Here is a 21,696-nt window from a genome sequence, read left to right on the forward strand (position 1 = left end):
TTGCGGGCCGCGCGGTGGCCCACCCTGTCGCGAATCGTGGTTTCGACTGATTCGTTTCTGGGTACCGGCCGCTGATACTCTCTCCCCCGCTGCCGACGCGAAAGATCAACTATGCCCGAATCGCCTTACCTTGTCATCGACCCTGGAAGAGTTCGCGAGAATTATCGCGCACTTTCCGCGGTCATGCCCGCGGCACGCATCCGCTACGCAGTCAAAGCAAGTCCGGTGGACGAGCTCATCACCCTGCTCGCCGCCGAAGGCGCCGAATTCGATGTCGCCAGTATCGGCGAAATCGTCCAGTGCCTGGATCTGGGCGTCGAGCCCGCCACCCTCTGCTACGGCAACCCCATCAAGAAGGCCGCCGACATCGCGCGCGCCTACGCCCTCGGCGTGCGTCGCTACGCCTTCGACACCGAGGACGATCTGCTGCGCGTCGCCGAATACGCGCCGGGCTCCGAGGTCGAATGCCGTTTCCTGTCCTGCGCGCCGCCCTCGCGCACCCCGTTCGGCACCAAATTCGGCTGCGCGCCCGCCGAGGCTCTCCGGCTGCTCGTGCGCGCCCGTGACCTCGGACTCGTCGTCGCCGGACCGTACTTCCACGTGGGATCGCAGCAACTGGACCCCGAAGCCTGGCGGATCGGTATCGCGCAGGCCGCCGAGATCGTCGACGCGCTGGCAGCCAAGGATATCGTCGTCCGAACCGTCAATATCGGTGGCGGCCTTCCGATCTCCTACGCCGACGCCGCGCCCGACCTCGGCGCGATCACGTCGGTGATCGATGCCGCCGCGGCCGAATTCCTGCCCACGACAACCGCGCTCGTGGTCGAACCCGGCCGCGCGCTGGTCGCGGACGCGGGCACCATCCACGCCGAGGTCGTCGGCGTGCGTATCGCGCCCGACGGACGGCGCTGGGTGTATCTGGACATCGGCCGCTACAACGGCATGGCCGAGACGGAGAACGAATACATCGCCTACCGATTCGTCACCGACCGCGACGGCGATCCCGTCGACGAGGCGGTGGTCGCCGGCCCGACCTGTGATGGCGACGATGTACTGTATCAACGCACGCGCGTCCTTCTACCGACCACGTTGCGAGCCGGTGATCCCATCAGGATCCTCCACACCGGCGCCTATACCGCGAGCTACTCGTCGGTGTCCTTCAATGGTTTTCCGCCCTTGACCGTTCATGTCTCGGGCGCTGAGCGAGAGTGAGTTTGCCCATGACGGCGGAATTCACCGGCTGGCACGTGCTGGCCGAGTTCGGTGGTGTCGATGCGACCCTGTGCAACGACCTCGAACGACTCGAATCGGCGTTGCGTGAATCTCTGATCGCGGCGGGCGTCACCATCTGCGATGTCGTGCACAAAAAGTTCGATCCGCAGGGGGTGACCGTCCTCGCGCTGTTGTCGGAGTCCCACGCCTCGATTCACACCTATCCGGAGTCCGGCGACATCTTCGTCGACGTCTTCACCTGCGGCAGCATCGGCGCGGGCGCGACGAAGGCGGTCGACGGGCTGCGAGACAAGTTGTCTCCCAAAGCTGTTCGCATGCAGGTCATCCAGCGCGGACACGGTGCGGAGAAGATCCAGGAACCGGTGGGCGCGGGGCTGACCCGTACCTGGGATCTGCGCGACGTCATCGTCGACACCCGTACCCCGTTCCAGCACATGGTGATCGCGCGGACCGAACAGGGCATCAGCCTGTTCTCCGACGACGACCGCCAGTCCACCGAATTCTCCCAGCTGACCTACCACGAGGCGATGATGGTCCCCGCCTTCGTGCTGGCCGAGAAGCTCGATCGGGTGCTGATCATCGGTTCGGGCGAGGGCGTGGCCAGTCAGATGTCGGTCGCGGCGGGCGCCGTCCACGTCGACCACGTCGATATCGATCAGCTCGAGGTCGAGCTCTGCGCCGAATATCTGCCCTACGGCTACACCAGCGGCGAGTTGGCCGACGCCGTCAAGGGCGAGGGCCCGATCACGGTGCATTACGCCGACGGCTGGGATTTCCTCGCGAATGCCCAGCGCTCGGGCACCCGCTACGACGTCATCGTGATCGATCTGCCCGACGAGCGGGTCGAGGACGCGCAGCACAATCGCCTCTACGAATCGGAATTCCTGTCCCGATGTCGAGCGCTGCTCGCCCCGGGCGGCGTGCTCAGCGCCCAGGCCGGGTGCGCGACCATGTGGCGCAACGAGACTCTCAAGCGATCCTGGCAGCGCTTCCACGAACAGTTCGGCACCGTGGTGCTCTACACCAGCGACGAACACGAATGGTCTTTCCTGTTCGGTCTCAACGAGCAGGTCGGCGATCCGGTGCCGGGTATGACCGATCGCCTGGTCACCCTGCCCTATCGGCCGGAGACCATCGATGCGCGGGCCCTGATCCGCGGCGCGATCGAGCCGTACGCCCTGCGCGCGCAGCGATAGCAGGAAATCGACGACAACGCCTCGGCGCCAAAGGTTTTCCCACCTCCGGCGCCGAAGCGTTTCGTATCGTGCCGGTCCGCAGGAGGCGGCGGCGCTCGCCGAGCGCGTCGACAGTTCACGAGCACTTCTCGCAGACGCTCGGCCTCGGCGCGGCTCATCCCCCGGCCGACCGCGCGATCAGGAGTCGCGGGCTCGCCACTGCTCGACATTCATGCCGCCGACACCCCAGTCGGTGAGGGCGACCTCATCGATCACCACGTAGGTGCTCTCGGGCGCTTTGCCGAGCACCTCGTGGAGCAGATCGGTGACACCCCTGATGAGCTGGGATTTCTGCTCGCGGGTTACGCCCTCGTCGGTGACTTTGATATTGACGTACGGCATTACGCTGCCCTTCCCGAGATGAACCCGCCGTCGACGGGGAGGATGTGACCGGTCGTGAATTCGGCGTCGGCCAGATACAGCACGGCGGCCGTGGTTTCGGAGACTTCGCCGATGCGGTCGAGCAAGGCGAGCCGCCCGGAGGCGGTCATATCGGCGTCGCCGAAGATCGGTGTCCGGATGAAACCAGGGGCGACGGCATTGACCCGGATGCCCTCGGCGGCGAGTTCCGCCGCGAGACTCGTGGTGAGCGCGTGGACGCCGCCCTTGGCGATGAGCGCCGCCGAAGCGGTGATCCCGGCGAGTGCGTGGTTGATCAGGACGGTGCCGATATTGACGATGCTGCCGCCCCCGCCTTGACGCAATAGCTGCCGCACCACCTCCTGGGTGGTGAAGTAGGTGCCCTTCAGGTTGCCCCCGATATAGCTGTCGAGATCCGCCGCTGTGACCTCGACGAACGGTTTCGTGCCGAATATGCCGGCGTTGTTGACCAGTACGTCGACCCGGCCGAATCGCTCGACCGCCGTGCGAACCAGCTCGGATCCCGTTGCGGGCGAGCCGATGTCACCCAGGACCGAGGCGACCCGGTCCGGCGCGCCGAGTTCGGCGGCCACCGCCTCGAGCTTGTCCGGATCGCGCCCGTTGAGCACCACGGCGTCGCCGCGCTCGACGAACGCCCTCGCGATATCGCGCCCGATCCCGCTGGAGGATCCGGTCACGATAACCGTCTTCACTGACATGCGAACTCCTTCTCTTCATTTTGATACGACCGGTCGTCTTTGAATGGACACAACTCGGCCACGCGGGCACCGCAGTCACGGATCAGGGCAGGAAATAGTCGTCCAGTAGTCGACGCAGACATTTGCGCAGCGGTTCGATCGAATGGTCGATCTTCATGCGTATCACCGCACCCTCCCACGCCTCGATGAGCAGATCGGCCAACTCCACGGCGGCGATATCGTCGCGAATCAAGCCCTGCCCCTGCGCATCTCGCAGCGCATCGGCGACACCGTCGCGCCAGGCCGTGAACGCGCTCGACAGCGACTCGCGCAGCGTCTCACTGCCCTCGAGTTCGCCGCCGAGATTGGCTATCAAGCAGCCGCCGGTGAATTCCGACGCCACGAAATCGCCCATCAGGCGCCCGAAGAAGGCGCGCAGTCCCACGATCGGATCGGAGGCCGGGCCGAGGGCGTCGGCCAGGTTCCGCTGGATACAGCGCGAATGATGGTCGATGACCGCCCGGCCGAAACTCTCCTTGCTGTCGAAATAGTTGTAGAAGGAGCCTTTCGGCACGCCGACCGCGTCCAGCACCTGCTTGATTCCGGTGCCGTGATATCCGTTGGCCAGGAATCCGGCCGCACCCTCCTCCACCAGCATCTGCCTGGTGTCGTCACTGCGTCGCGGTCTGGCCATACCGCAAATATACGACCGGTCGTCTACTAATGTCAATCGCAGTCGGATACGGACCCTACGACGCGGTGCGCCACTGCCAGCACCGGGTGATGAACGCCGCGAGGTGGGTGGCGGCGAATTCGGTCGCCACCCAGTCCTTAGCCGCCACCTCGGCGGTCCAGACGTAGGCCAATGCCGGTCCGCTCGCACAACGAATGCGGCGCAATTCGTATTCGTCGTCCTCGAAGGCGTCGAGAACTTCCCACTCCCTGGCATCGAGCCCGGACAAGATCACCCCGCGCGCCACCCCGGCCGGGTCGGGTACGAGTCCGGGGTACACCCGCCCCGGCAGTGCGGCCACCCGCCAGCCGGGGATCTCGGCGGGTACGGATTCGGGACTGCGCCCGATCAATTCGTTCAGCACCTCGGGGAATTGCAGTGTCCCGTACACGAACAGCGCATCATCGGACCCAGTCGGGCGCGCGGGCCGCGAGACCTCGACCGCCTCGCCCGCGCGGGCCGCCGCCGCACCCGCTTCCTGCCTGTTCCATTTGATCAGCAACCAGCCGCACCATCCGACCACCGCCGCACCGACCGCCATCGCCAGGAATTCGCCGTCGAGCACATGCCCGATCACCCCGATTCCCCCGAAGACGACGCCGAGCCACGCGGTGCGCTTGGGATGTCGCCGGATCAGATCGCGCACCGAGGTGATCGAATGCCGCACTTCCTCGGGGTGTTCGCAGCACCAGATGACGAAGTAGATCGGCCAGGCGATCGGGAACAAAAGGATCAGAATGATGCGCGCGAACATGTCCTGTGCCTCCGTGCCACCGCTCAGCAGTCGGTCCGGTGACACGGCCCCCGGACGCCCTCACCCAGTGTCCTCCACTCGAGCGAACGATGCGAGGTCAATCGACTATCGGTTTGCTGATCACTTGCCCACGATATTCCGGCCGCGATGATCGTCCGCCTCACCGTCAGCCGACCGGGACGATGTTCACATTATGGTGGAACACGTTATCCGGATCGTACGCGGCTTTGATCGCGGCGAGGCGATCGAGTTTGGTCCCGTATATCGCGCGCAATTTCGCGTCGTCGAAATCGGTGAGCCCGTTGACGTATCCGCCCGCGAGTCCGCTGTGCGGCTGCAGCGCCGCCCAGAACGCGCGCACCCAATCCCGTTCCGCGGCAAGCCCGGCCGGATCGGGACTGCCGCCGACGATGAACAATTGATAGTGCGGCGTGCGGGGGCCGCCGTACGCGGTGGCATCGTCGGCGATCTCGCTGAACGCCCCGTCGAGGCGATAGACCAGCGCCAGCGACATCGGGGATCGCTTGCGCGGGATGTGAGCGACGAAGGTTTCGATCACCTCGTCGGTGAATTCCGCTATGCGCGTGCCCTTTTCGTACGAGCTGATCCCGAAGGCGTTGGCCTCGTCCATCAATTGTTGCAAGGCGAGGTAGGGAATCGGGGTCACCATGTCGAAGACCGGTGTCAGCCGCGCCCGGAACAGCTCGACGATCCCGGCGTGCTCGTCGGCGTCGCCGAAGCCGACGACGATGACCGCGCATCCCGGTCGCAGCCGTACCGATTCCGGAACGAAGGGTTCCGGCGGCGCGTTGAGCGCGCCGAAGATGACCGACACGTCCCGAGGCAGGCCTGGCACGATGTCGCGGGCGGCCCGCAGTACTTCGGCGAGCTGATCCAGCCCGCAGAACAGCAGCGCGAACTCCACCACGGGCCCCGCTGGATCCAGTGCGAAGTCGAATTCGGTGACGACGCCGAAATTGCCGCCGCCCCCGCGCAGCGCCCACCACAACTCGGGATGTTCGTCGGCGGCGGCCCGCACGGTCCGCCCGTCCGCGAGCACGACCTGCGCGGCCACCAGGTGATCGATGCTCAGCCCGGACCGGCCCGTCAACCAGCCCATCCCGCCCCCGAGGGTGAGACCGCCGACGCCGGTGTGACTGATCAGCCCGGCCGGAACGGCCAGACCGTACTCCTGGGTCGCGCGATCCAGTTCGGAGAGCAGGGCACCGCCCCCGACTCGGGCGCGACGATTATCCGGATCGACCCGAACGGTATTCAGCTCGCGCAGATCGATCATGAGCGCACCGTCGGCGATCGCGGTGCCCGCCGGATTGTGCGCCCCGCCGCGCACCGTCACATCGACGCCGGCCGCACAGGCGAAAGCGATGGCCGCGGCGACATCGTCGGGATCTGTGCACCGGGCGATCGCCAGCGGCCTGCGGTCGATCGCACCGTTCGCCACCCTGCGCGCGTCGTCGTATCCGCCATCTCCGGGTGCTATGAGCGCACCGTCCAGCCGCGCCCGCAGCGGCTCCAGGTCGATCGAGGTCCGGGCCATGAGGCTTCCTTCCACGAATGAGTCGTCCCCCACTGATCGCGCCGTCCCGAGCATCGCTGCTCAGTATCGTCGCCCGAACCCGATCACCGGCTCCGAATCGCTGGAGGAAATCCCGCGAAGCGAAGGCGCTCGCCTGCTGAATACCCTGGTCAGTAGGTCGTGCCAGGCCGATCAGTGCGGCCGATTGGCCCGGACGATGGCGGCCAGATACTCGTAGTCCTCGGTGCGGGCGGTGGAGGCGCGGTAGACCAGTCCGATGGTCCGTCCCGGAGCGGGTGCGGCGAAATGCGCGGTGTCGAGGCTGGCGCGCGCGGTTTCGGCGGCGACGGCCATCCTCGGGATCAGCGTCACGCCCAGCCCGCCCGCGACGCATTGCACGACGGTCGACAGCGACGCGGCCCTGGTGTCACCGACTGCCCCTGGATGCGCGTCGACCGACCGGCACAGATCGAGGGCCTGGTCGCGTAGGCAGTGCCCTTCGTCGAGAAGTAACAGCGGGAGCGCGTCCAGCACGGCGGGGCTGATGTCGGCGCGCCCGGCCAGATCGTGGCCCGTCGGCGTCACCAGCACGAATTCCTCGTCGTACAGTGGTATTTCGACCAATCCGGGGGCTTGGGTCGGCAGCGCGAGCAGAGCGACGTCGAGCACTCCGGTGCGCAGGCCGTCCAGCAGACGCGCGGTCTGGTCCTCGATCACCTGCGGGTGCAGGGCGGGTAATCGTTTGCGCAGCTCGGGGAGCAGCGAAGGAAGAACGTACGGCGCGACGGTGGGGATGATGCCCATCCGCAGCGTGCCGCCGAGCCCGTCGCCCGCGGCCGACGCGACGAATCGATCGGCCGCCTCCAGTGTCGCCGTCGCCTTGGGCAGCAAGCGCATTCCGGCCGCGGTCACCAATACCCGCCGCGTGCTGCGCTCGATGAGTTGCAGCCCGAGACCGTTTTCGAGCGCGGCCAGTGCCTGCGATAACGTGGGCTGGCTCACGCTGAGCCGGGCAGCCGCGGTACCGAAATGGCGGTACTCCGCGATCGCCACGAACGCACGCAGCTGCGACAGTGTTGGCTGATAAGTATGATCAGTCACGCCTATCAGTGTAGTGCGAATGATCACCTTTACCTTTCACTGGGCTTTAGGCAAGATCACGTATAGATACTTCGCACGCCCCACCCCCACATGGACGAGGAGATAAGCAATGGCCCTGCTGACCATCGGCGACCAATTCCCGGCGTACAACCTCACCGCGGTTATCGGCGGTGACCTGTCCAAGGTCGACGCTCAGCAGCCCGACGACTACTTCACCCAGATCACCAGCGACGACCACGCGGGCAAGTGGCGGATCGTCTTCTTCTGGCCGAAGGACTTCACCTTCGTGTGCCCGACCGAGATCGCCGCGTTCGGCAAGCTGAACGACGAGTTCGCCGACCGCGACGCGCAGGTGCTCGGCGCCTCGGTGGACAACGAGTTCGTGCACTTCCAGTGGCGGGCCCAGCACGAGGATCTGAAAACCCTGCCCTTCCCGATCCTTTCGGACCTCAAGCGGGAACTGACCACCGCCACCGGCGTGCTCAACGCCGACGGCGTCGCCGACCGCGCCACCTTCATCGTCGACCCGAACAACGAGATCCAGTTCGTCTCGGTCACCGCGGGTTCGGTGGGTCGCAATGTCGACGAGGTGCTGCGCGTGCTGGACGCCCTGCAGTCCGATGAGCTGTGCGCCTGCAACTGGAAGAAGGGCGACCCGACCATCAACGCTGGCGAGCTGCTCGCCGCGAGCGTCTGAGTCGGACTCGTCCAGAATCCGCGAAATATCCAGCAAGTGAACGAAATCCGCCAGTTGCCCGCGTACGCGGGAATGATCCGAGGACACGTCGAATGAGCATCGAGAACCTGAAGAACTCCCTTCCCGAGTACGCCAAGGACCTCAAGCTCAACCTGTCATCGATCGCACGCACCACCGTGTTGAACGAGCAGCAGCTGTGGGGCGCCCTGCTCGCCTCGGCCGCCGCGACCCGGTCGGCCACGACACTGCGTGAGATCGCCGAGGAGGCTGCCGACACCCTGTCGGCGCAGGCCTACGACGCCGCGCTCGGCGCCGCCTCGATCATGGGCATGAACAATGTGTTCTACCGCGGCAAGGCTTTCCTGGACGGACGTTACGACGATCTGCGCGCCGGTCTGCGGATGAACATCATCGGCAATCCCGGCGTCGAAAAGGCCGATTTCGAGCTGTGGTCGTTCGCGGTCTCCTCGATCAACGGCTGCGCCCACTGCCTGGAAGCGCACGAGAAGACCCTGCGCGACGCCGGTGTGTCGCGCGAGGTGATCTTCGAGTCGCTGCGGGTGGCGGCGATCGTCGCCGGAGTCGGTCAGGCGGTGCAGTCCACCGAGACTCTCGCCGCCGCGCAGGTCTGACGGCCGGGTTTCCCGAATTCAGGCCCCGTCCCTTGCGGACGGGGCCTGAATTGCGCGCGACCCGCCCCGGCAATGCGGATTACATCGCCCGGTCTGGATTGCCCGGCATTCCGGACGAATACCTCTGGCAACCGTTCAGCTATCGAATAGATCACGGTGTCACCCCGGAGTGATCGACCGCGCACTGTGCCGTCGACCAGCGGCTTCGACGGCGGACATGGGCCGTTCCCCTTCCCGGGAGCCTACGCTCGGCCGGTAGGCTCACCGCTATGGGCACACAGGGTGAACCGGAGGCCATGGGGACGCGGCTCGAGGTAGTGCGCGTGTTCACGGATGCGGTCGGGCGACTCGGGAACGAACTGGGGATTGCCAGGGCGGGCGATGTCGTCGGCACCGACCCGCAGGAGTTGGCGGCGCGTGCCGGATACAGCGAAACCGTCGTGGTCGCCGATCCGGTCGACGAGGTCGCACGGGTGCGGATCTATACCCCGACGGTCGAACTTCCTTTCGCCGGGCACCCGTCGGTGGGCACCGCGTGGTGGTTCGCCGAGCAGGGCGTTCCGGTGCGAGTGCTGGATGTCCTGGCCGGACCCGTGTCGGTGGAATCGACCGACGGACTCACCTGGATCAAGGCCCGCGGCGAATGGGCCCCTGATTTCACGTTCCATCAACTCGAGAGCGTCGAGGAACTCCTCGCCCTGCGCCCGGACGATTTCACCGGCGGTCCGCACTATCTGTGGACCTGGACCGACGAGAACCGGGCCGCGCTGCGCGCGCGCATGTTCGCCCCGACCATGGGCATCGCCGAGGACGAGGCGACCGGCGCCGCCGCCGTGGCCCTCACCGCGCTGCTGCGGAAGGGACTGAACATCACGCAGGGCCGAGGCAGCCAGATCTTCACCCGGTGGGACTCCGATGGCTGGGTTCATCTCGGCGGCAGGGTGACGGCCGACTCGGTCATCGATCTGTAACCGGGGCCCTCACCCCTGCACCACCGCGACCAGCATGTACGCCGTCCCGAGATCCATCACCAGGTGCGGCACCGCCGCGGAGGGCAGCGCGGTATCCCCCGCGCCGAGGGGGTGGCCGAAATGACTACGTCCGGTGCCGTACGCGACGAGTACCGCCACCGCGTCCGCGCAGAAGAGCGCCGCGAGCACGAGCACCGGGATCGGCGCGGGCCCGGGGTGACCGGAGCCCGAATGCCCCGACATGGCGTACAGCATTGCCGCCGCGGCGATGACGTGATAGGCGAGAGCGAGTATCCGGTGTGTCGCGAGGCCGGGGCCGTCACTGCGCCATTGCGGGATACGGCTCACGAGCAGCACCGCGAAAACCACCGTGACGGCGGTCAATACCCCGTGGAGCGCGTGTGGATCCGCACCGAGCGGGAAGATGAGCATGGTGAGCATCACCAGGCACATGATCAGATGCGCGGCGTCGGATTCATGATGGGCGACACCGATCGCCCGGTGTACCGGAAGGTTGTGTCGCCCAAGGCCGTCCGTGTTGTCGGCAGGGTCCCACACCGGCGGTGGCGCCCCCGAACGCCCTCCGACGTAGGCCCCTGGCGACGCGGTGACACGCATGACCACCATCGCGGCGGCGACCAGGAAGGCCGCCACCACCGACCACCGCAACGCGGCGTACTCCTGCACGAACTGCGCCACACCCCACCACCTCTCGTCGCGGCGGTCGTGGGCGCTATTCGGTCGGCCGTGTGCCGAACCCGGACCGGCGAGCCCGCCGATCCGCCACCAGCCGCGACCCCGGCGGTGTCACCGCCGCCGCGACCAGCACGGCGGCCAGGAGATACGCCAGCACGACGGCGACCGATCCGACCAGCACTCGAACACCGGGACCGCGCCCGTTCACACCGATCACGACCATCCCCCTTCGTCGGCTCACCACGCAGCATAGCCATCCCACGGCATCGAGCGAGCCGAAACCGTTTCCAGCACTGATATTTCGGCCCGCGGCACGATATCCAGGAAACTCACCGGACCCGGAAGACGGGACCGCGTGGACGGAACGGCAGGGTGGCGCCCGCGGGCACGAGAAAAGCGTGTTCGCGGCGAATGCGCAGCGCGTCGCACTGCCCGTCGGTGATGACGAGAATCGGACCGTCGGCCGGGAAGTCCTCGGCACGTTCGAGCATTCGGATGCCCGGTTGCAGCACCGTCCCGCCACGGCCGCGCACCCGTACCCCGCGGGCGATCTCCTCGACCGGTAGATAGCCCGCGTCGTAGGCCGCGGCGTCGCAGTAGACGACGCGGGCCCGGGGCACCTCTCGGGCCATGGCGTAGGAGGCGATGGCGCCCAACGCCTTTCCGAGCAGCGTGACATCCATCGATCCGGACGTGTCCAGGACGACCCCGAAGGTCGGCAGTCGCACGTTCTCCTCCGGACGCACCCACGCCGGACGCGGGATATCGGGCGTCGACGCCTGCCGCCGTGACGCCCTGGCATAGCTGCGGCGTTTATCCAGCGTGGGAACGTGTTCGTCGAACCAGCGCGCGAGGTGGGCGTCCCAGGGCAGCGGCGGCTGATCCAGTGCCCTGATCGCCTGTTCCAGTGCGGCGGGCACGGTGCCGCGCCCGCTGTTGTGGTGATAGGCCAGGCCGGTGACCAGCGCGTCGCGGTAGTAATCGTCCAGGTCCACGTAGCGCCCCGGCCGCCCGGGACGCGGCAGGGGTTCGCCGAGTACGTCGCCGCGCCCGCGCCCGCGCAGGGTCGCGAGTTTGCGCAGCCGGCGCAGGTCCGTCGCGATCCGGTCGTAGACCTCCTCGGCCGAACACCCTTTCAGGTCCGGGTCGTACAGCAGCCCCTCCGGCATCTGCCCGACGTCCATCTCCACCAGCCAGCCGTTGACCACGTAGTCGCAGGCGATATTGAACAGGTACGGGTCGCGCGCGCCGGTGCGCTCGCCGTGCCGCAGCGCGGCATGCAGCATTTCGTGCGCGAGGACGAATCGCCACTGCTCATCCGGCAGACCGGCCAGCGGATTGATATAGATCTCCCCCGCCTCGGCGTTCACCGCGGCGATCGAGATATCCCAGCCGCGCGCGAGGTCGAGGTCGGCGACCACGGTCATCCCAGCGGCCAGCGCGCCCAACAGCGGATAGGACGAGACGAACCAGCCGAGCGCGGCCTCCCACGGCTTCTTCGGCCGCATTCCGTGCTCGGTGTGATCACCACCCGCGGCGGCCAGCGCGTCGCGGGCCGCCGCGGCGAGTCCGGCGGCGAAGTGGCCGGGATAGTCGGCGCGTTTCGCGCTGTCGGCATCGCCGAGGAGGAAGTCCGGCGGATCCGTGCGCCGGTAGGTGACGGGCACCGAGGTCTCCCGCCAGCGCGCACCGGTGTCGTGTTCATCGGAAATGTCTGGAGCGAGCGGGAATTCGAGAGGTCGGCGCCCGATCTTCATGGTCGTCAGATACTGGTCGACGACCGCACAGCAGGCCGCCCGATAGGCCGGATGCGGTTCCGGCCGGTCGTGATCCCAACTGGTCTCTTCGACGATATTGCCCGGCAGCGTAGTGCTCGGATCCAGATGGCCGAATCCGGCGTGCAGCAGGCAGTGCGCGAAAACCCACGTCCATTCCGCCGCCTCGGCCCTGCGCTTCGGGTGGTAATAGATCGCGCCGCCGCTGACGTAGGCCCAGATGTCCCGCGGCGCCCCGGGGTCGAGCCGGTTCAGCTGATGCGGCAGATGACGCAACGCCGGGTGCGAACGCGTCGCTTTCCAGCCGTCCTCGATCGCCTGCGACCACGGATCGAGCTTCCCGTTTCTCCGCACGTGCCGCCCCTATCGGCGGGCGGCCAGGCGCGGCAGATCCCGGCTGACCTCGATGAGGAACCAGGTGGGCAGCACCGGCGTGCCGTTGTCGTCCGAGGCGATCACCAATTGCGCGCATTCGACCGAGATCTCGGCGAGTTCGATGAGCATGGCCTTGGCCCGGATCACGAATCGGCCCACCGACGGTGAGATATGTTCGCGCGCACCGGGCAACTCCTTGACCAGCCGGGCGCGGAAGGTCTCCGACAGGAAGTACAGCAGGTCGCGATCGCCGGGTTCGCGCGGCCAGCTCACCTCACCCTTCAGCACGGCCTCGAGGTCGTAGGCGTGCCGGAGGGTTTTGACGTAGGCGCGGAAGGCGGACGCGTGCGCGGCCGTCAGCGTGCCCGCGGTCAGCACGTGCAACACCGTGTCGTCGATGTCGTCACCGCAGGAGTGCAGGGCGTCGGAGAGCATATGCCAGCCGCGCGGCGTGGAGAAGGGGGCCTCGGTCTTCGGCGGCGGCGACCACAGATGGTCGGGGCGCTGGGTCAGGTAGCGCACGATCCAGGGGTGGATATCGTTGAGCGCGGCCCATTTCAGCCAATCATCGACGTCCGCGCGCAGGTGCAGGTGCACCATGCGGTTGACCAGCGCCGAGGCCATCGGGCGGGCCAGCGCGTTATCCGTCGCGCGATTGCCCGCGCCGATCACCACCGAACCGGCGGGCAGTTCATAGGTGCCGATCCTGCGGTCGAGGATCAGCGAGTAGAACGACTTCTGCACCTCCGGCGCCGCCGCGTTCAACTCATCGAGGAACAGGCAGTAGGGTTCCGGCCGCGCGATCAATTCCGGCGGTGCGAAACGACTGCGGTCGCCGACGATCTGCGGCACCCCGATCAGATCCTCCGGTGCGAGCTGGGTGCCGAGCAGGGTGACGCATTCGAGGCCGAGCGATTCGGCGAAACCGCGTACCAGTGAGCTCTTACCGATTCCCGGTGCGCCCCAGAGGAATACCGGCCGCACGACGGCGACGTGCAGCAGCAGTTCCGGCAGCTGATCCGGGGTGACCGCGACGGTCGCCTCCATACCTTTGCCTCCCCCTTCCGACGCGACGAGTATCGAAGGTACCGGCGTCCGTCACGGCACGGCCATTCATTTTTCGCTCTCGACGAGCGACCTCGCGTGGCCGACGCGCGCACACCGGCCGGGGCACGGGCAGAAATCCCCACGGCGCGAGGTCACCGATCGCGCAGGATCCGCTTCAGCACCTTGCCGCTCGGATTGCGGGGCAGTTCATCGACGAAAACGACATCGCGCGGCACCTTGAAGCGGGCCAGCCGGTCCTTCACGTAATCGCGCACTTCGTCCTCGGTCAGCGCATATCCCTCGCGCACCACGACCACGACGCGCAGACGCTGCCCGTACCGATCGTCATCGACGCCGAAGGCGCTGACCTCCGCCACCGCGGGATGGGCGGCCAACAGCTCCTCGACCTCGCCGGGAAAGACATTCTCACCGCCGGAGACGATCATGTCGTCATCGCGTCCATCGATGAAAAGTCTTCCCGCACTGTCGAAATGACCGACGTCACCGGTGGACATCAGACCGCGGACGCGGGCCTTGTCACCGCCGCCGGTATATCCATCGAATTGATAGCCGTTGCCGACGAAAATGCGTCCGGTCCGGCCGGCGGGCAGCTCGCGATCGTCGTCGCCGAGGATTCTCACCGTCGCGCCGGGCACGACCGCGCCGACACAGCCCGGCTCGGCCGCGAGATCGGCCGGGGTGGCGATGGTCGCGTACGCCACTTCGGTGGAGCCGTACACGTTGTAGACCACCGGCCCGAACGCCTCTGTCACCTTGACGCACAGGTCGGCGCCCAGCTGCGAACCAGCCACGAAGATGACGCGCAGCCGCCGGAGATCCTGTGCCGCGAACGCCGACGGGCCGAGGTCGACCAGTCTGCGCAGCATCACCGGAACCGCGATGAGCGCGGTGGCCCTGTTTCGGCACAGGCTGTCCAGCACCGCCCGCGGATCGAATCGACGGCGGATCACCAGGGTGGAACCGAAGCCGAGCGCCAGCATCGCGTGCGCGAAACCGAGGGTATGGAACAGCGGCGCGGGGCATTCGGTGACTTCCCTCGCGCGCAGCGGCACCCGTGCCAGGATCGCGCCGAGGGGCGCCAGCGACGTCGGCTCCCTGCGTCGCGCGCCTTTCGGCGTTCCGGTAGTGCCGCTGGTGAGCAGGATGATCGTGGCATCGGTGGCGGGTCTGCGCGGCGGGTTCCCCGGACCCGCCGCGATCAGATTGTCGATGGTGTCGACGCCGGGAGTATCGACCCAGGCCCGATACCTGCCACGGACGGGCGCGTACCCGGCCAGCAGGTCGGTGTATTCGTCGTCGAAGACCAGCAGATCGGTCCCTTCGCGCGCCAGCACCTCGCGCAGCTGCGGTCCCGCGAAATCCGTATTCAACAGGATGATCCGAGCGCCGCATTTGGCGGCGGCGAATACCGCGTAGTGGAAACCCCGGTGATTGCGCGCCAGGACCGCCACCCCCTCACCGTCGCGCAATCCACGTGCCCGCCAGGCATTCGCGAGCGCGGTGGTGCGCTCGTCGAGTTCACGGAAGGTGACGGGGCCGCGCTCATCCAGGATCGCGACACGATCGCGGTACCTCAGCGCCGCTACGGTGGCGAGGCCGCCGAGCAAGCCCGAGCGCAGCACCGCGACACCCATCCGGGCGAGCCGATCGGGGCGCTCGGGGGTGACCAGCCCCGCACGGACCGCGAGTGCGGCGTAATGGGTTTCGTCGGCGGCGCGGCGCAACGCCCCGATCGCCGCGGCTCCGATGGTGTCGGTCAGTCGCATGTTCTCCGCCTCGCTGTCGATCTCCATGCTCTCACTGCCCGTGTTCGGCTCGCCCCCACAGCCCGCGCCGCGCCATCATGAGCTATGCCGAGGCACGCCGATCACCGACCGCCGACCGCCTTGTGCATCGCTGTCGATGATCTGACCGGTCCCGATATCGCCGCGCTACTCTCCGAGCACGTCGAGGAGATGCGGGCGAACTCCCCCGCGAACAGCATGCACGCCCTCGACCTCGCGGCCCTGCGCGATGCCGCGATCACGTTCTGGAGTGTGTGGGACGGGCCGACGCTCCTCGGATGCGGCGCACTCAAAGAACTCGGCCCCGCGCACGGGGAGATCAAATCCATGCGCACCGCGTCGGGCAATGCCGGACGCGGTATCGCGACCGCACTACTCGCCCACATCATCGAGGTCGCCCGCGCCCGTGGCTACCGCAGACTGAGCCTGGAAACCGGCGCGTCCGATTTCTACGAGCCCGCCGTCCGCCTCTACCGGCGACACGGTTTCGCGATATGCCCACCGTTCGGCGACTACACCGACGACCCACACAGCGTCTTCATGACGATCTCTCTCGAAAACGTGAGCGGCTAGCCGAGCGCCCGCGTGAAACCTTCGACCAGTTCGGCGATCTGGTCGTCGGTCATCACGAACGACGGCGAGATCTGCAATGCGCCCTGACCCGCCGCGCGACTGGAGATACCGTGGGCGCGAAGGGTCTTCACGAAGGGCAGTGCCTCGGCCGGATCCGCGAGCTGCACCGCGGCCACCGCCCCGATTCCGCTGCGCACCTCGGCGACCCGGGGATGTCCGGCCAGCGGCGCGAGCTTCTCGTGCAGTGTGGCCTCGATCCGCGTCGCCTCCGCGAGGAGGTTCTCCCGTTCCATGATGGCGAGAGTGGCAAGCGCCGCGGCAGCCGCGCCCGCGTGGCCGCCGTAGGTGTATCCGTGACGCCACCAGACACCGCCCGCGAAGAAGGGCTCGGCGATACGCGGGGCGATGAAGACCGCGCCCATCGGCATGTAGCCCGAGGTCAGCCCCTTGGCGGTGGTCATGATGTCGGGTTCGAGCCCGAATCGGGTCGAGGCGAACCACGATCCGCCGATCCGGCCGAACCCGGTCACCACTTCGTCGGCGACGAAGAGGATGTCGTGGTCGCGGCAGATGCGGCGCACCTCGGCCAGATACCCGTCCGGCGGCAGATACACTCCGCCCGCGCCGATGATCGGTTCGCAGAAGAATGCCGCGATCCGTCCGGGCCCGATCTCCTCGATCAATGCCAGCAGCGCCTTGGCGTCGTCCCAGGCGACGGTGCGCGCGTCGGCCATCAGTTCGCCGTAACCTTCACGGTTACCGGGAATGCCGGCGAGGGCCGTCCCCGCGACATGCATGCCGTGGTAGGCGCGCTGACGACCGACCACGATCTTCTTGTCCGGCTTCCCCATTTCGTGCCAGTACCGGCGGGCCAGTTTGGCCGCGGTGTCCACCGAATCCGAGCCGCCCGAGGTGAAGAAGATCTTGCTGCCCGGCACGGGCGCGATCGTCGACAGCTTCTGCGCCAACTGCTGGGTCGCCGGTTCGGCCAGGTCGCCGAAATTCGAATAGTGCGCGATCGTGCGCAGTTGGGCGGCCACCGCGTCGGCGACTTCGGCGCGGCCGTGCCCGATATTGGTGAACCAGAGACCGGCCGTCGCGTCCAGATAGCGGATGCCCGCCGCATCGTAGATATAGGCGCCTTCTCCGCGCGCCACCACGAACGCCCCGTCTCGTTCGACGGCGCCCATATCGGCGAATCCATGCCACAACGCGTTCATGCCAACCACCTATACCTGATCAGTGGTCCGGACCCGGCGTTGGCACGATCGTGGCGCCGGCATGTGGCGGATTCGAGGTCTCCGGGTGAGGATCCGACCTCCGGCGCGACGGGTGCCGCGGCGGAGTCCGGGCTCCGGGATGACCGCGTCCCGGCGCGCCCATTACCCTGGAGTCCGCAATGACCAGGACAGCTGACAACGGAACACGCGAGCTCCGCACCCGCCTGGCGAACCTCTCCCTCCGCGACGAATACCGGCTCCGCCGCCGGCTGGACCGGGCGCGCGGGAAGGAAATCGCCGATATCACCTCCGAGATCGCGGCGGCGGAGTTGCGCGTCGAGGCGCGACGCGCGGCGGTCCCGGCGATCCGCTACCCGGAGCAGTTGCCGGTCACCCAGCGTCGCGAGGACATCGCCGAGGCGATCGCCGCGCACCAGGTGGTGATCGTGGCGGGCGAGACGGGATCGGGGAAGACCACCCAGATCCCCAAGATCTGCCTGGAACTCGGTCGCGGCATTCGCGGCACCATCGGACACACCCAGCCGCGCAGGCTGGCGGCCCGCACCGTCGCCGAGCGCATAGCGGAAGAACTCGGCACCGAACTCGGCGATGTCGTCGGCTACACCGTCCGCTTCACCGATCAGGCCTCCGACCGCACCCTGGTCAAATTGATGACCGACGGCATCCTGCTCGCCGAGATCCAGCGTGATCGGCTGTTGCGCCGCTACGACACGATCATCATCGACGAGGCGCACGAACGCAGCCTCAATATCGACTTCCTGCTCGGCTACCTGGCCCAACTCCTGCCGCGCCGCCCGGATCTCAAGGTGATCATCACCTCCGCGACCATCGACCCGGAACTGTTCGCTCGCCACTTCGCCGACGAGAACGGCGTGCCCGCACCGATTGTCGAGGTGTCGGGACGTTCCTATCCGGTGGAGATCCGCTATCGGCCCCTGTCGTTGGAGCTACCCGCGCTCAGCGACGACGACGAGGACACCCGCGTCGTCGATCGCGATCCGGTGGACGCCATCGGCGACGCGGTGCGCGAACTCTTCGCCGAGGGCGGCGGCGACGTGCTCGTCTTCCTCTCCGGCGAACGCGAAATTCGCGACACCGCGGACGCGCTGCGCGATCTGAGGATCCCGCGCACCGAGATCGTTCCGCTGTACGCCCGCCTGTCCGCCGCCGAACAGCATCGGGTGTTCGAGCCGCATACCGGTCGTCGCGTGGTGCTGGCGACCAATGTGGCGGAGACTTCGCTGACCGTGCCCGGGATCCGCTACGTCGTCGACCCCGGCACCGCGCGGATATCCCGGTACTCGATGCGCACCAAGGTGCAGCGGCTGCCCATCGAGGAGGTCTCGCAGGCATCCGCGCGGCAGCGCTCGGGTCGCTGCGGTCGCGTCGCCGACGGCATCGCCATTCGGCTGTATTCCGAACAGGACTTCGAATCCCGTCCGGCTTTCACCGAACCGGAGATTCTGCGCACCAATCTGGCGGCGGTCATCCTGCAGATGACCGCGCTCGGACTCGGGGATATCGAGAAGTTCCCTTTCGTGGAAGCGCCGGACAAACGGGCGATCCGCGACGGAATCGCCCTGCTGGAAGAGTTGGGCGCCCTCGCCGAGCGATCCGGCCGGAAAGCTCAGCACGCCGCTGTACCCGGCAACGATTCGGCTGCCGAGCCCAAGGATTCGGACGCCACCGCGCGCGCCGATCGCGCACCGCGCACCCCGGACGCGGCGCTGACGCTCACGCCGATCGGGCGCGAGATGGCACAGATCCCCGTCGACCCCCGCATGGCGCGCATGCTGGTCGAGGCGCATCGCAACGGCTGTCTGGGCGAGGTCTTGATCATCGTCGCGGCACTCTCGATCCAGGACGTGCGCGAACGCCCGGCCGAACATCAGCAGGCCGCCGATGCCAAACACGCGCGCTTCGTCGTGGAAGGCTCGGACTTCCTGGCATACGCGCGCCTGTGGACGTATCTGACCGAGCAGCGGAAATCACTGTCGTCCAACCAATTCCGTCGGATGTGTCGCGACGAGTTCCTGCACTATCTGCGCATTCGGGAGTGGCAGGATCTACACGGGCAGCTGCGCACGATCACCCGCGGCCTGGGCTGGTCGACCGACGGCGCGGCGTCCGGGCGTCGCGATCGGTCCGCACCGCAGGCGGCCACCGACGACAAGCCGTGGGATTCCACCTCGATCCACCAGGCACTGCTCGCGGGGATGCTCTCCCACATAGGGGTGCGCGAAGCGGAATCGCGCGAATTCCTCGGGGCCCGCGGGGCCAAGTTCATGATCTTCCCCGGCTCGTCCCTGGCCAAGAAACCGCCCCGCTGGGTCATGGCCGCCGAACTGGTCGAGACATCGCGGCTGTGGGGCAGGATGGCCGCCAGGGTGGAACCGGAATGGGCCGAACGCCTGGCCGGAGATCTGGTGAAACGGACCTACTCCGAACCGCATTGGTCCAGCAAACGCGGCACCGCTCGCGCCTACGAACGCGTCACCCTCTACGGCGTCCCCCTGGTGACCGGCCGTCCGGTCGACTACGGCCGCATCGACGTGGAACTGTCGCGGGAACTGTTCATCCGACATGCCCTGGTCCAGGGCGAGTGGCAGACCCACCACGAGTTCTTCCATCGCAATCGGGAACTGCTCGATGATGTCGCCGATCTGGAGCATCGGGCCAGGCGGCGCGACATCCTGGTCGACGACGAGGTGCTCTTCGAATTCTATGATCGGCGAATTCCCGCGGATATCGTCTCGGTGCGCCATTTCGACAGCTGGTGGCGCGGCGCGAAACGCAAAGACGCCGCGCTGCTGGACTTCTCGAAATCCACCGTCGTCAACGACGCCGCGGCGAGACTGGACCCCACCGACTTCCCCGACGCATGGCGTCAGGGCGAGCTGAGTTTCCCGCTGACCTACCAGTTCGAACCGGGCCAGGACGACGACGGTGTCACCGTGCGCATCCCGGTCGAGCAACTGGCCCATGTGCGCGCCGTCGGTTTCGATTGGCTGGTGCCCGGCATGCGCGAGGAGCTCGCGACCGCGCTGATCAAGACGCTGCCGAAATCCCTGCGCCGCAGCGTTGTTCCCGCACCGGATTTCGCGGCTGCCGCGCTCGCCGCGCTCACCCCGCGTGCCGAACCGCTGCGCACCGGCCTGGCACGCGAGCTGTCGCGCCTCGGATCGATCACCATCGCACCCGCCGACCTCGACCCGGCCGCACTTCCCGACCACCTGCGGATGACCTTCGCCGCCCTCGACACCGGCGGCCGGGTACTCGGCAAGGGCAAGAGCCTGGCCGCACTCAAAACGCTCTTGGCCGAACAGGTTTCCGCGTCGGTCGCTCGTGCCACCGCGGGCGCGGAACGCGCCCCGGCCACCGTCTGGACCTCGGAATCGCTCGGCATTGTTGAGCCGACCGTGCGCCGTGAAGTGGCGGGCCAGACCGTCACCGGATATCCCGCGCTGGTCGCCGAGGGCGACGGCGTCGCGGTACGCGTGCTCAGCTCACCGGCCGAACAGGCGACTGCCATGCGCGCGGGAACCCGCGCCCTGGTGCTGGCCGCCCTGCCCACCTCCGTGCGCGCTGTCACCGCGAGTCTGCCGCCGCGAGATCGGCTCGCGCTCAGCCAGAATCCGTACGGCACTCTCGACGCGCTGATCGAGGATTGCCGCGCCACCGCCGCCGATGAACTCATCGCCGCCGCCGGTGGCCCGGTGCGCAGCCCGGATCGGTTCGACGCGCTCGTCGCGGCCATCCGTCCCGACTTCACCTCCGCCGTCGCCCGCGTCGTGCGCCTGGTCGTCCCGGTGCTGGCCGAAGCGCACAAAGTCGCCTCCGCGCTGGCCGAGACCGCCGAACGGGATATCGCCGATGATGTCCGCCACCAACTCGACGATCTGGTCTTCCCCGGCTTCGTCTCCGAATGGGGCAGCACCCGCCTGCGCGAACTGCCCCGTTACCTGCGTGCCGCCGTCACCCGACTAGAGGCGCTGCCCGCCTCGGCGACCCGTGACCGGCAGGGCATAGCCGACGTCGACCGGGTGCTGGCAGCCTACGATCGCCTGCTCACGACGTTGCCCGAGACGCGTCGCCATGCTCCCGATGTCGCCGAAATCTGGTGGATGATCGAGGAATTCCGGGTGAGCCTGTTCGCTCAGAAGCTCGGCACCCCGTATCCGATCTCCGCCAAGCGCATCGAGAAGGCCATCTCCGCCATCCGGCGCTAGCCTG

Annotated in this window: 19 protein-coding genes; 7 read left to right on the forward strand and 12 right to left on the reverse strand. The window is 67.4% G+C overall.

All coding sequences use genetic code 11. The features are described 5' to 3' along the window. Positions 1-111 precede the first annotated feature (111 nt). Positions 112-1,212 carry a type III PLP-dependent enzyme gene (locus ABZS43_RS14320; protein ID WP_355036305.1) on the forward strand — a complete coding sequence of 367 codons (1,101 nt, stop codon included), beginning with the start codon at positions 112-114 and terminating at the stop codon, positions 1,210-1,212. An 8-nt stretch (positions 1,213-1,220) separates the two neighbouring features. Further along, complete coding sequence (gene speD / locus ABZS43_RS14325) at positions 1,221-2,429, forward strand: adenosylmethionine decarboxylase (RefSeq protein WP_355036306.1); 1,209 nt, start codon at positions 1,221-1,223, stop codon at positions 2,427-2,429. Between the two features lie 177 nt (positions 2,430-2,606). On the opposite strand, the gene ABZS43_RS14330 is transcribed toward speD, so the two are convergent. The 6 genes from ABZS43_RS14330 to ABZS43_RS14355 all read right to left on the reverse strand — a co-directional run bounded on the left by ABZS43_RS14330 (position 2,607) and on the right by ABZS43_RS14355 (position 7,651). After that, positions 2,607-2,810 carry a 4-oxalocrotonate tautomerase family protein gene (locus ABZS43_RS14330; RefSeq protein ID WP_355036307.1) on the reverse strand — a complete coding sequence of 68 codons (204 nt, stop codon included), beginning with the start codon at positions 2,808-2,810 and terminating at the stop codon, positions 2,607-2,609. After that, a complete protein-coding gene (locus ABZS43_RS14335; protein ID WP_355036308.1) occupies positions 2,810-3,547 on the reverse strand; it encodes an SDR family NAD(P)-dependent oxidoreductase in 738 nt (245 codons plus the stop codon). The genes ABZS43_RS14330 and ABZS43_RS14335 overlap by 1 nt, the downstream gene beginning before the upstream one ends. 82 nt (positions 3,548-3,629) lie before the next feature. Continuing rightward, complete coding sequence (locus ABZS43_RS14340; protein WP_355036309.1) at positions 3,630-4,220, reverse strand: TetR family transcriptional regulator C-terminal domain-containing protein; 591 nt, start codon at positions 4,218-4,220, stop codon at positions 3,630-3,632. A gap of 55 nt (positions 4,221-4,275) precedes the next feature. Next, positions 4,276-5,013 (reverse strand): gamma-glutamylcyclotransferase family protein, encoded by a 738-nt coding sequence (locus ABZS43_RS14345; protein WP_355036310.1) that lies wholly within the window; start codon positions 5,011-5,013, stop codon positions 4,276-4,278. Between the two features lie 166 nt (positions 5,014-5,179). Beyond that, positions 5,180-6,571: an FAD-binding oxidoreductase gene (locus tag ABZS43_RS14350; RefSeq protein ID WP_355036311.1), complete on the reverse strand. Its 1,392-nt coding sequence runs from the start codon at positions 6,569-6,571 to the stop codon at positions 5,180-5,182. 171 nt (positions 6,572-6,742) lie between these two features. After that, positions 6,743-7,651 carry a hydrogen peroxide-inducible genes activator gene (locus ABZS43_RS14355; RefSeq protein WP_355036312.1) on the reverse strand — a complete coding sequence of 303 codons (909 nt, stop codon included), beginning with the start codon at positions 7,649-7,651 and terminating at the stop codon, positions 6,743-6,745. 109 nt (positions 7,652-7,760) lie between these two features. Here ABZS43_RS14355 and ABZS43_RS14360 point away from each other — a divergent pair, with 109 nt between their 5' ends. From ABZS43_RS14360 to ABZS43_RS14370, 3 genes are all read left to right on the forward strand, one after another. Continuing rightward, entirely contained in the window at positions 7,761-8,348 is a 588-nt protein-coding gene (locus ABZS43_RS14360; protein WP_355036313.1) for a peroxiredoxin, read from the forward strand. A 92-nt stretch (positions 8,349-8,440) separates the two neighbouring features. Next, positions 8,441-8,980 carry a carboxymuconolactone decarboxylase family protein gene (locus tag ABZS43_RS14365; protein WP_355036314.1) on the forward strand — a complete coding sequence of 180 codons (540 nt, stop codon included), beginning with the start codon at positions 8,441-8,443 and terminating at the stop codon, positions 8,978-8,980. Positions 8,981-9,276: 296 nt separating this feature from the next. Beyond that, complete coding sequence (locus tag ABZS43_RS14370) at positions 9,277-9,951, forward strand: PhzF family phenazine biosynthesis protein (protein ID WP_355036404.1); 675 nt, start codon at positions 9,277-9,279, stop codon at positions 9,949-9,951. 9 nt (positions 9,952-9,960) lie between these two features. On the opposite strand, the gene ABZS43_RS14375 is transcribed toward ABZS43_RS14370, so the two are convergent. The 5 genes from ABZS43_RS14375 to ABZS43_RS14395 all read right to left on the reverse strand — a co-directional run bounded on the left by ABZS43_RS14375 (position 9,961) and on the right by ABZS43_RS14395 (position 15,658). Then, positions 9,961-10,650: a DUF5134 domain-containing protein gene (locus tag ABZS43_RS14375; protein WP_355036315.1), complete on the reverse strand. Its 690-nt coding sequence runs from the start codon at positions 10,648-10,650 to the stop codon at positions 9,961-9,963. Between the two features lie 34 nt (positions 10,651-10,684). Continuing rightward, entirely contained in the window at positions 10,685-10,864 is a 180-nt protein-coding gene (locus ABZS43_RS14380) for a hypothetical protein (RefSeq protein ID WP_355036316.1), read from the reverse strand. Between the two features lie 112 nt (positions 10,865-10,976). Continuing rightward, the gene (locus ABZS43_RS14385) at positions 10,977-12,776 is read right to left on the reverse strand and encodes a hypothetical protein (RefSeq protein WP_355036317.1); all 1,800 of its coding nucleotides are present in this window, start codon (positions 12,774-12,776) and stop codon (positions 10,977-10,979) included. Positions 12,777-12,785: 9 nt separating this feature from the next. Further along, a complete protein-coding gene (locus tag ABZS43_RS14390) occupies positions 12,786-13,844 on the reverse strand; it encodes a MoxR family ATPase (RefSeq protein WP_355036318.1) in 1,059 nt (352 codons plus the stop codon). Between the two features lie 152 nt (positions 13,845-13,996). Then, positions 13,997-15,658, reverse strand: coding sequence for an acyl-CoA synthetase (locus tag ABZS43_RS14395; protein ID WP_355036319.1), 1,662 nt, complete (start codon positions 15,656-15,658; stop codon positions 13,997-13,999). A 57-nt stretch (positions 15,659-15,715) separates the two neighbouring features. On the opposite strand from ABZS43_RS14395, the gene ABZS43_RS14400 reads away from it, so the two are divergent. Beyond that, entirely contained in the window at positions 15,716-16,222 is a 507-nt protein-coding gene (locus tag ABZS43_RS14400) for a GNAT family N-acetyltransferase (RefSeq protein ID WP_355036320.1), read from the forward strand. On the opposite strand, the gene ABZS43_RS14405 is transcribed toward ABZS43_RS14400, so the two are convergent. After that, positions 16,219-17,442, reverse strand: coding sequence for an aminotransferase class III-fold pyridoxal phosphate-dependent enzyme (locus ABZS43_RS14405; protein WP_355036321.1), 1,224 nt, complete (start codon positions 17,440-17,442; stop codon positions 16,219-16,221). The genes ABZS43_RS14400 and ABZS43_RS14405 overlap by 4 nt on opposite strands. 179 nt (positions 17,443-17,621) lie before the next feature. Between ABZS43_RS14405 and hrpA the strand changes: the two genes are divergently transcribed. After that, positions 17,622-21,692 (forward strand): ATP-dependent RNA helicase HrpA, encoded by a 4,071-nt coding sequence (gene hrpA, locus ABZS43_RS14410; protein WP_355036322.1) that lies wholly within the window; start codon positions 17,622-17,624, stop codon positions 21,690-21,692. Positions 21,693-21,696 lie beyond the last annotated feature (4 nt).

This window comes from Nocardia sp. NPDC005366 (genome assembly GCF_040606855.1).
Lineage (GTDB): Bacteria > Actinomycetota > Actinomycetes > Mycobacteriales > Mycobacteriaceae > Nocardia.

Excerpts from the sequence above, each read along its gene's own strand:
- ABZS43_RS14320 (WP_355036305.1), top strand. The coding sequence starts at position 112 with ATGCCCGAATCGCCTTACCTTGTCATCGACCCTGGAAGAGTTCGCGAG.
- speD (WP_355036306.1), top strand. The coding sequence starts at position 1,221 with ATGACGGCGGAATTCACCGGCTGGCACGTGCTGGCCGAGTTCGGTGGT.
- ABZS43_RS14330 (WP_355036307.1), bottom strand. The coding sequence starts at position 2,810 with ATGCCGTACGTCAATATCAAAGTCACCGACGAGGGCGTAACCCGCGAG.
- ABZS43_RS14335 (WP_355036308.1), bottom strand. The coding sequence starts at position 3,547 with ATGTCAGTGAAGACGGTTATCGTGACCGGATCCTCCAGCGGGATCGGG.
- ABZS43_RS14340 (WP_355036309.1), bottom strand. The coding sequence starts at position 4,220 with ATGGCCAGACCGCGACGCAGTGACGACACCAGGCAGATGCTGGTGGAG.
- ABZS43_RS14345 (WP_355036310.1), bottom strand. The coding sequence starts at position 5,013 with ATGTTCGCGCGCATCATTCTGATCCTTTTGTTCCCGATCGCCTGGCCG.
- ABZS43_RS14350 (WP_355036311.1), bottom strand. The coding sequence starts at position 6,571 with ATGGCCCGGACCTCGATCGACCTGGAGCCGCTGCGGGCGCGGCTGGAC.
- ABZS43_RS14360 (WP_355036313.1), top strand. The coding sequence starts at position 7,761 with ATGGCCCTGCTGACCATCGGCGACCAATTCCCGGCGTACAACCTCACC.
- ABZS43_RS14365 (WP_355036314.1), top strand. The coding sequence starts at position 8,441 with ATGAGCATCGAGAACCTGAAGAACTCCCTTCCCGAGTACGCCAAGGAC.
- ABZS43_RS14370 (WP_355036404.1), top strand. The coding sequence starts at position 9,277 with ATGGGGACGCGGCTCGAGGTAGTGCGCGTGTTCACGGATGCGGTCGGG.
- ABZS43_RS14390 (WP_355036318.1), bottom strand. The coding sequence starts at position 13,844 with ATGGAGGCGACCGTCGCGGTCACCCCGGATCAGCTGCCGGAACTGCTG.
- ABZS43_RS14395 (WP_355036319.1), bottom strand. The coding sequence starts at position 15,658 with ATGGAGATCGACAGCGAGGCGGAGAACATGCGACTGACCGACACCATC.
- ABZS43_RS14400 (WP_355036320.1), top strand. The coding sequence starts at position 15,716 with ATGCCGAGGCACGCCGATCACCGACCGCCGACCGCCTTGTGCATCGCT.
- ABZS43_RS14405 (WP_355036321.1), bottom strand. The coding sequence starts at position 17,442 with ATGAACGCGTTGTGGCATGGATTCGCCGATATGGGCGCCGTCGAACGA.
- hrpA (WP_355036322.1), top strand. The coding sequence starts at position 17,622 with ATGACCAGGACAGCTGACAACGGAACACGCGAGCTCCGCACCCGCCTG.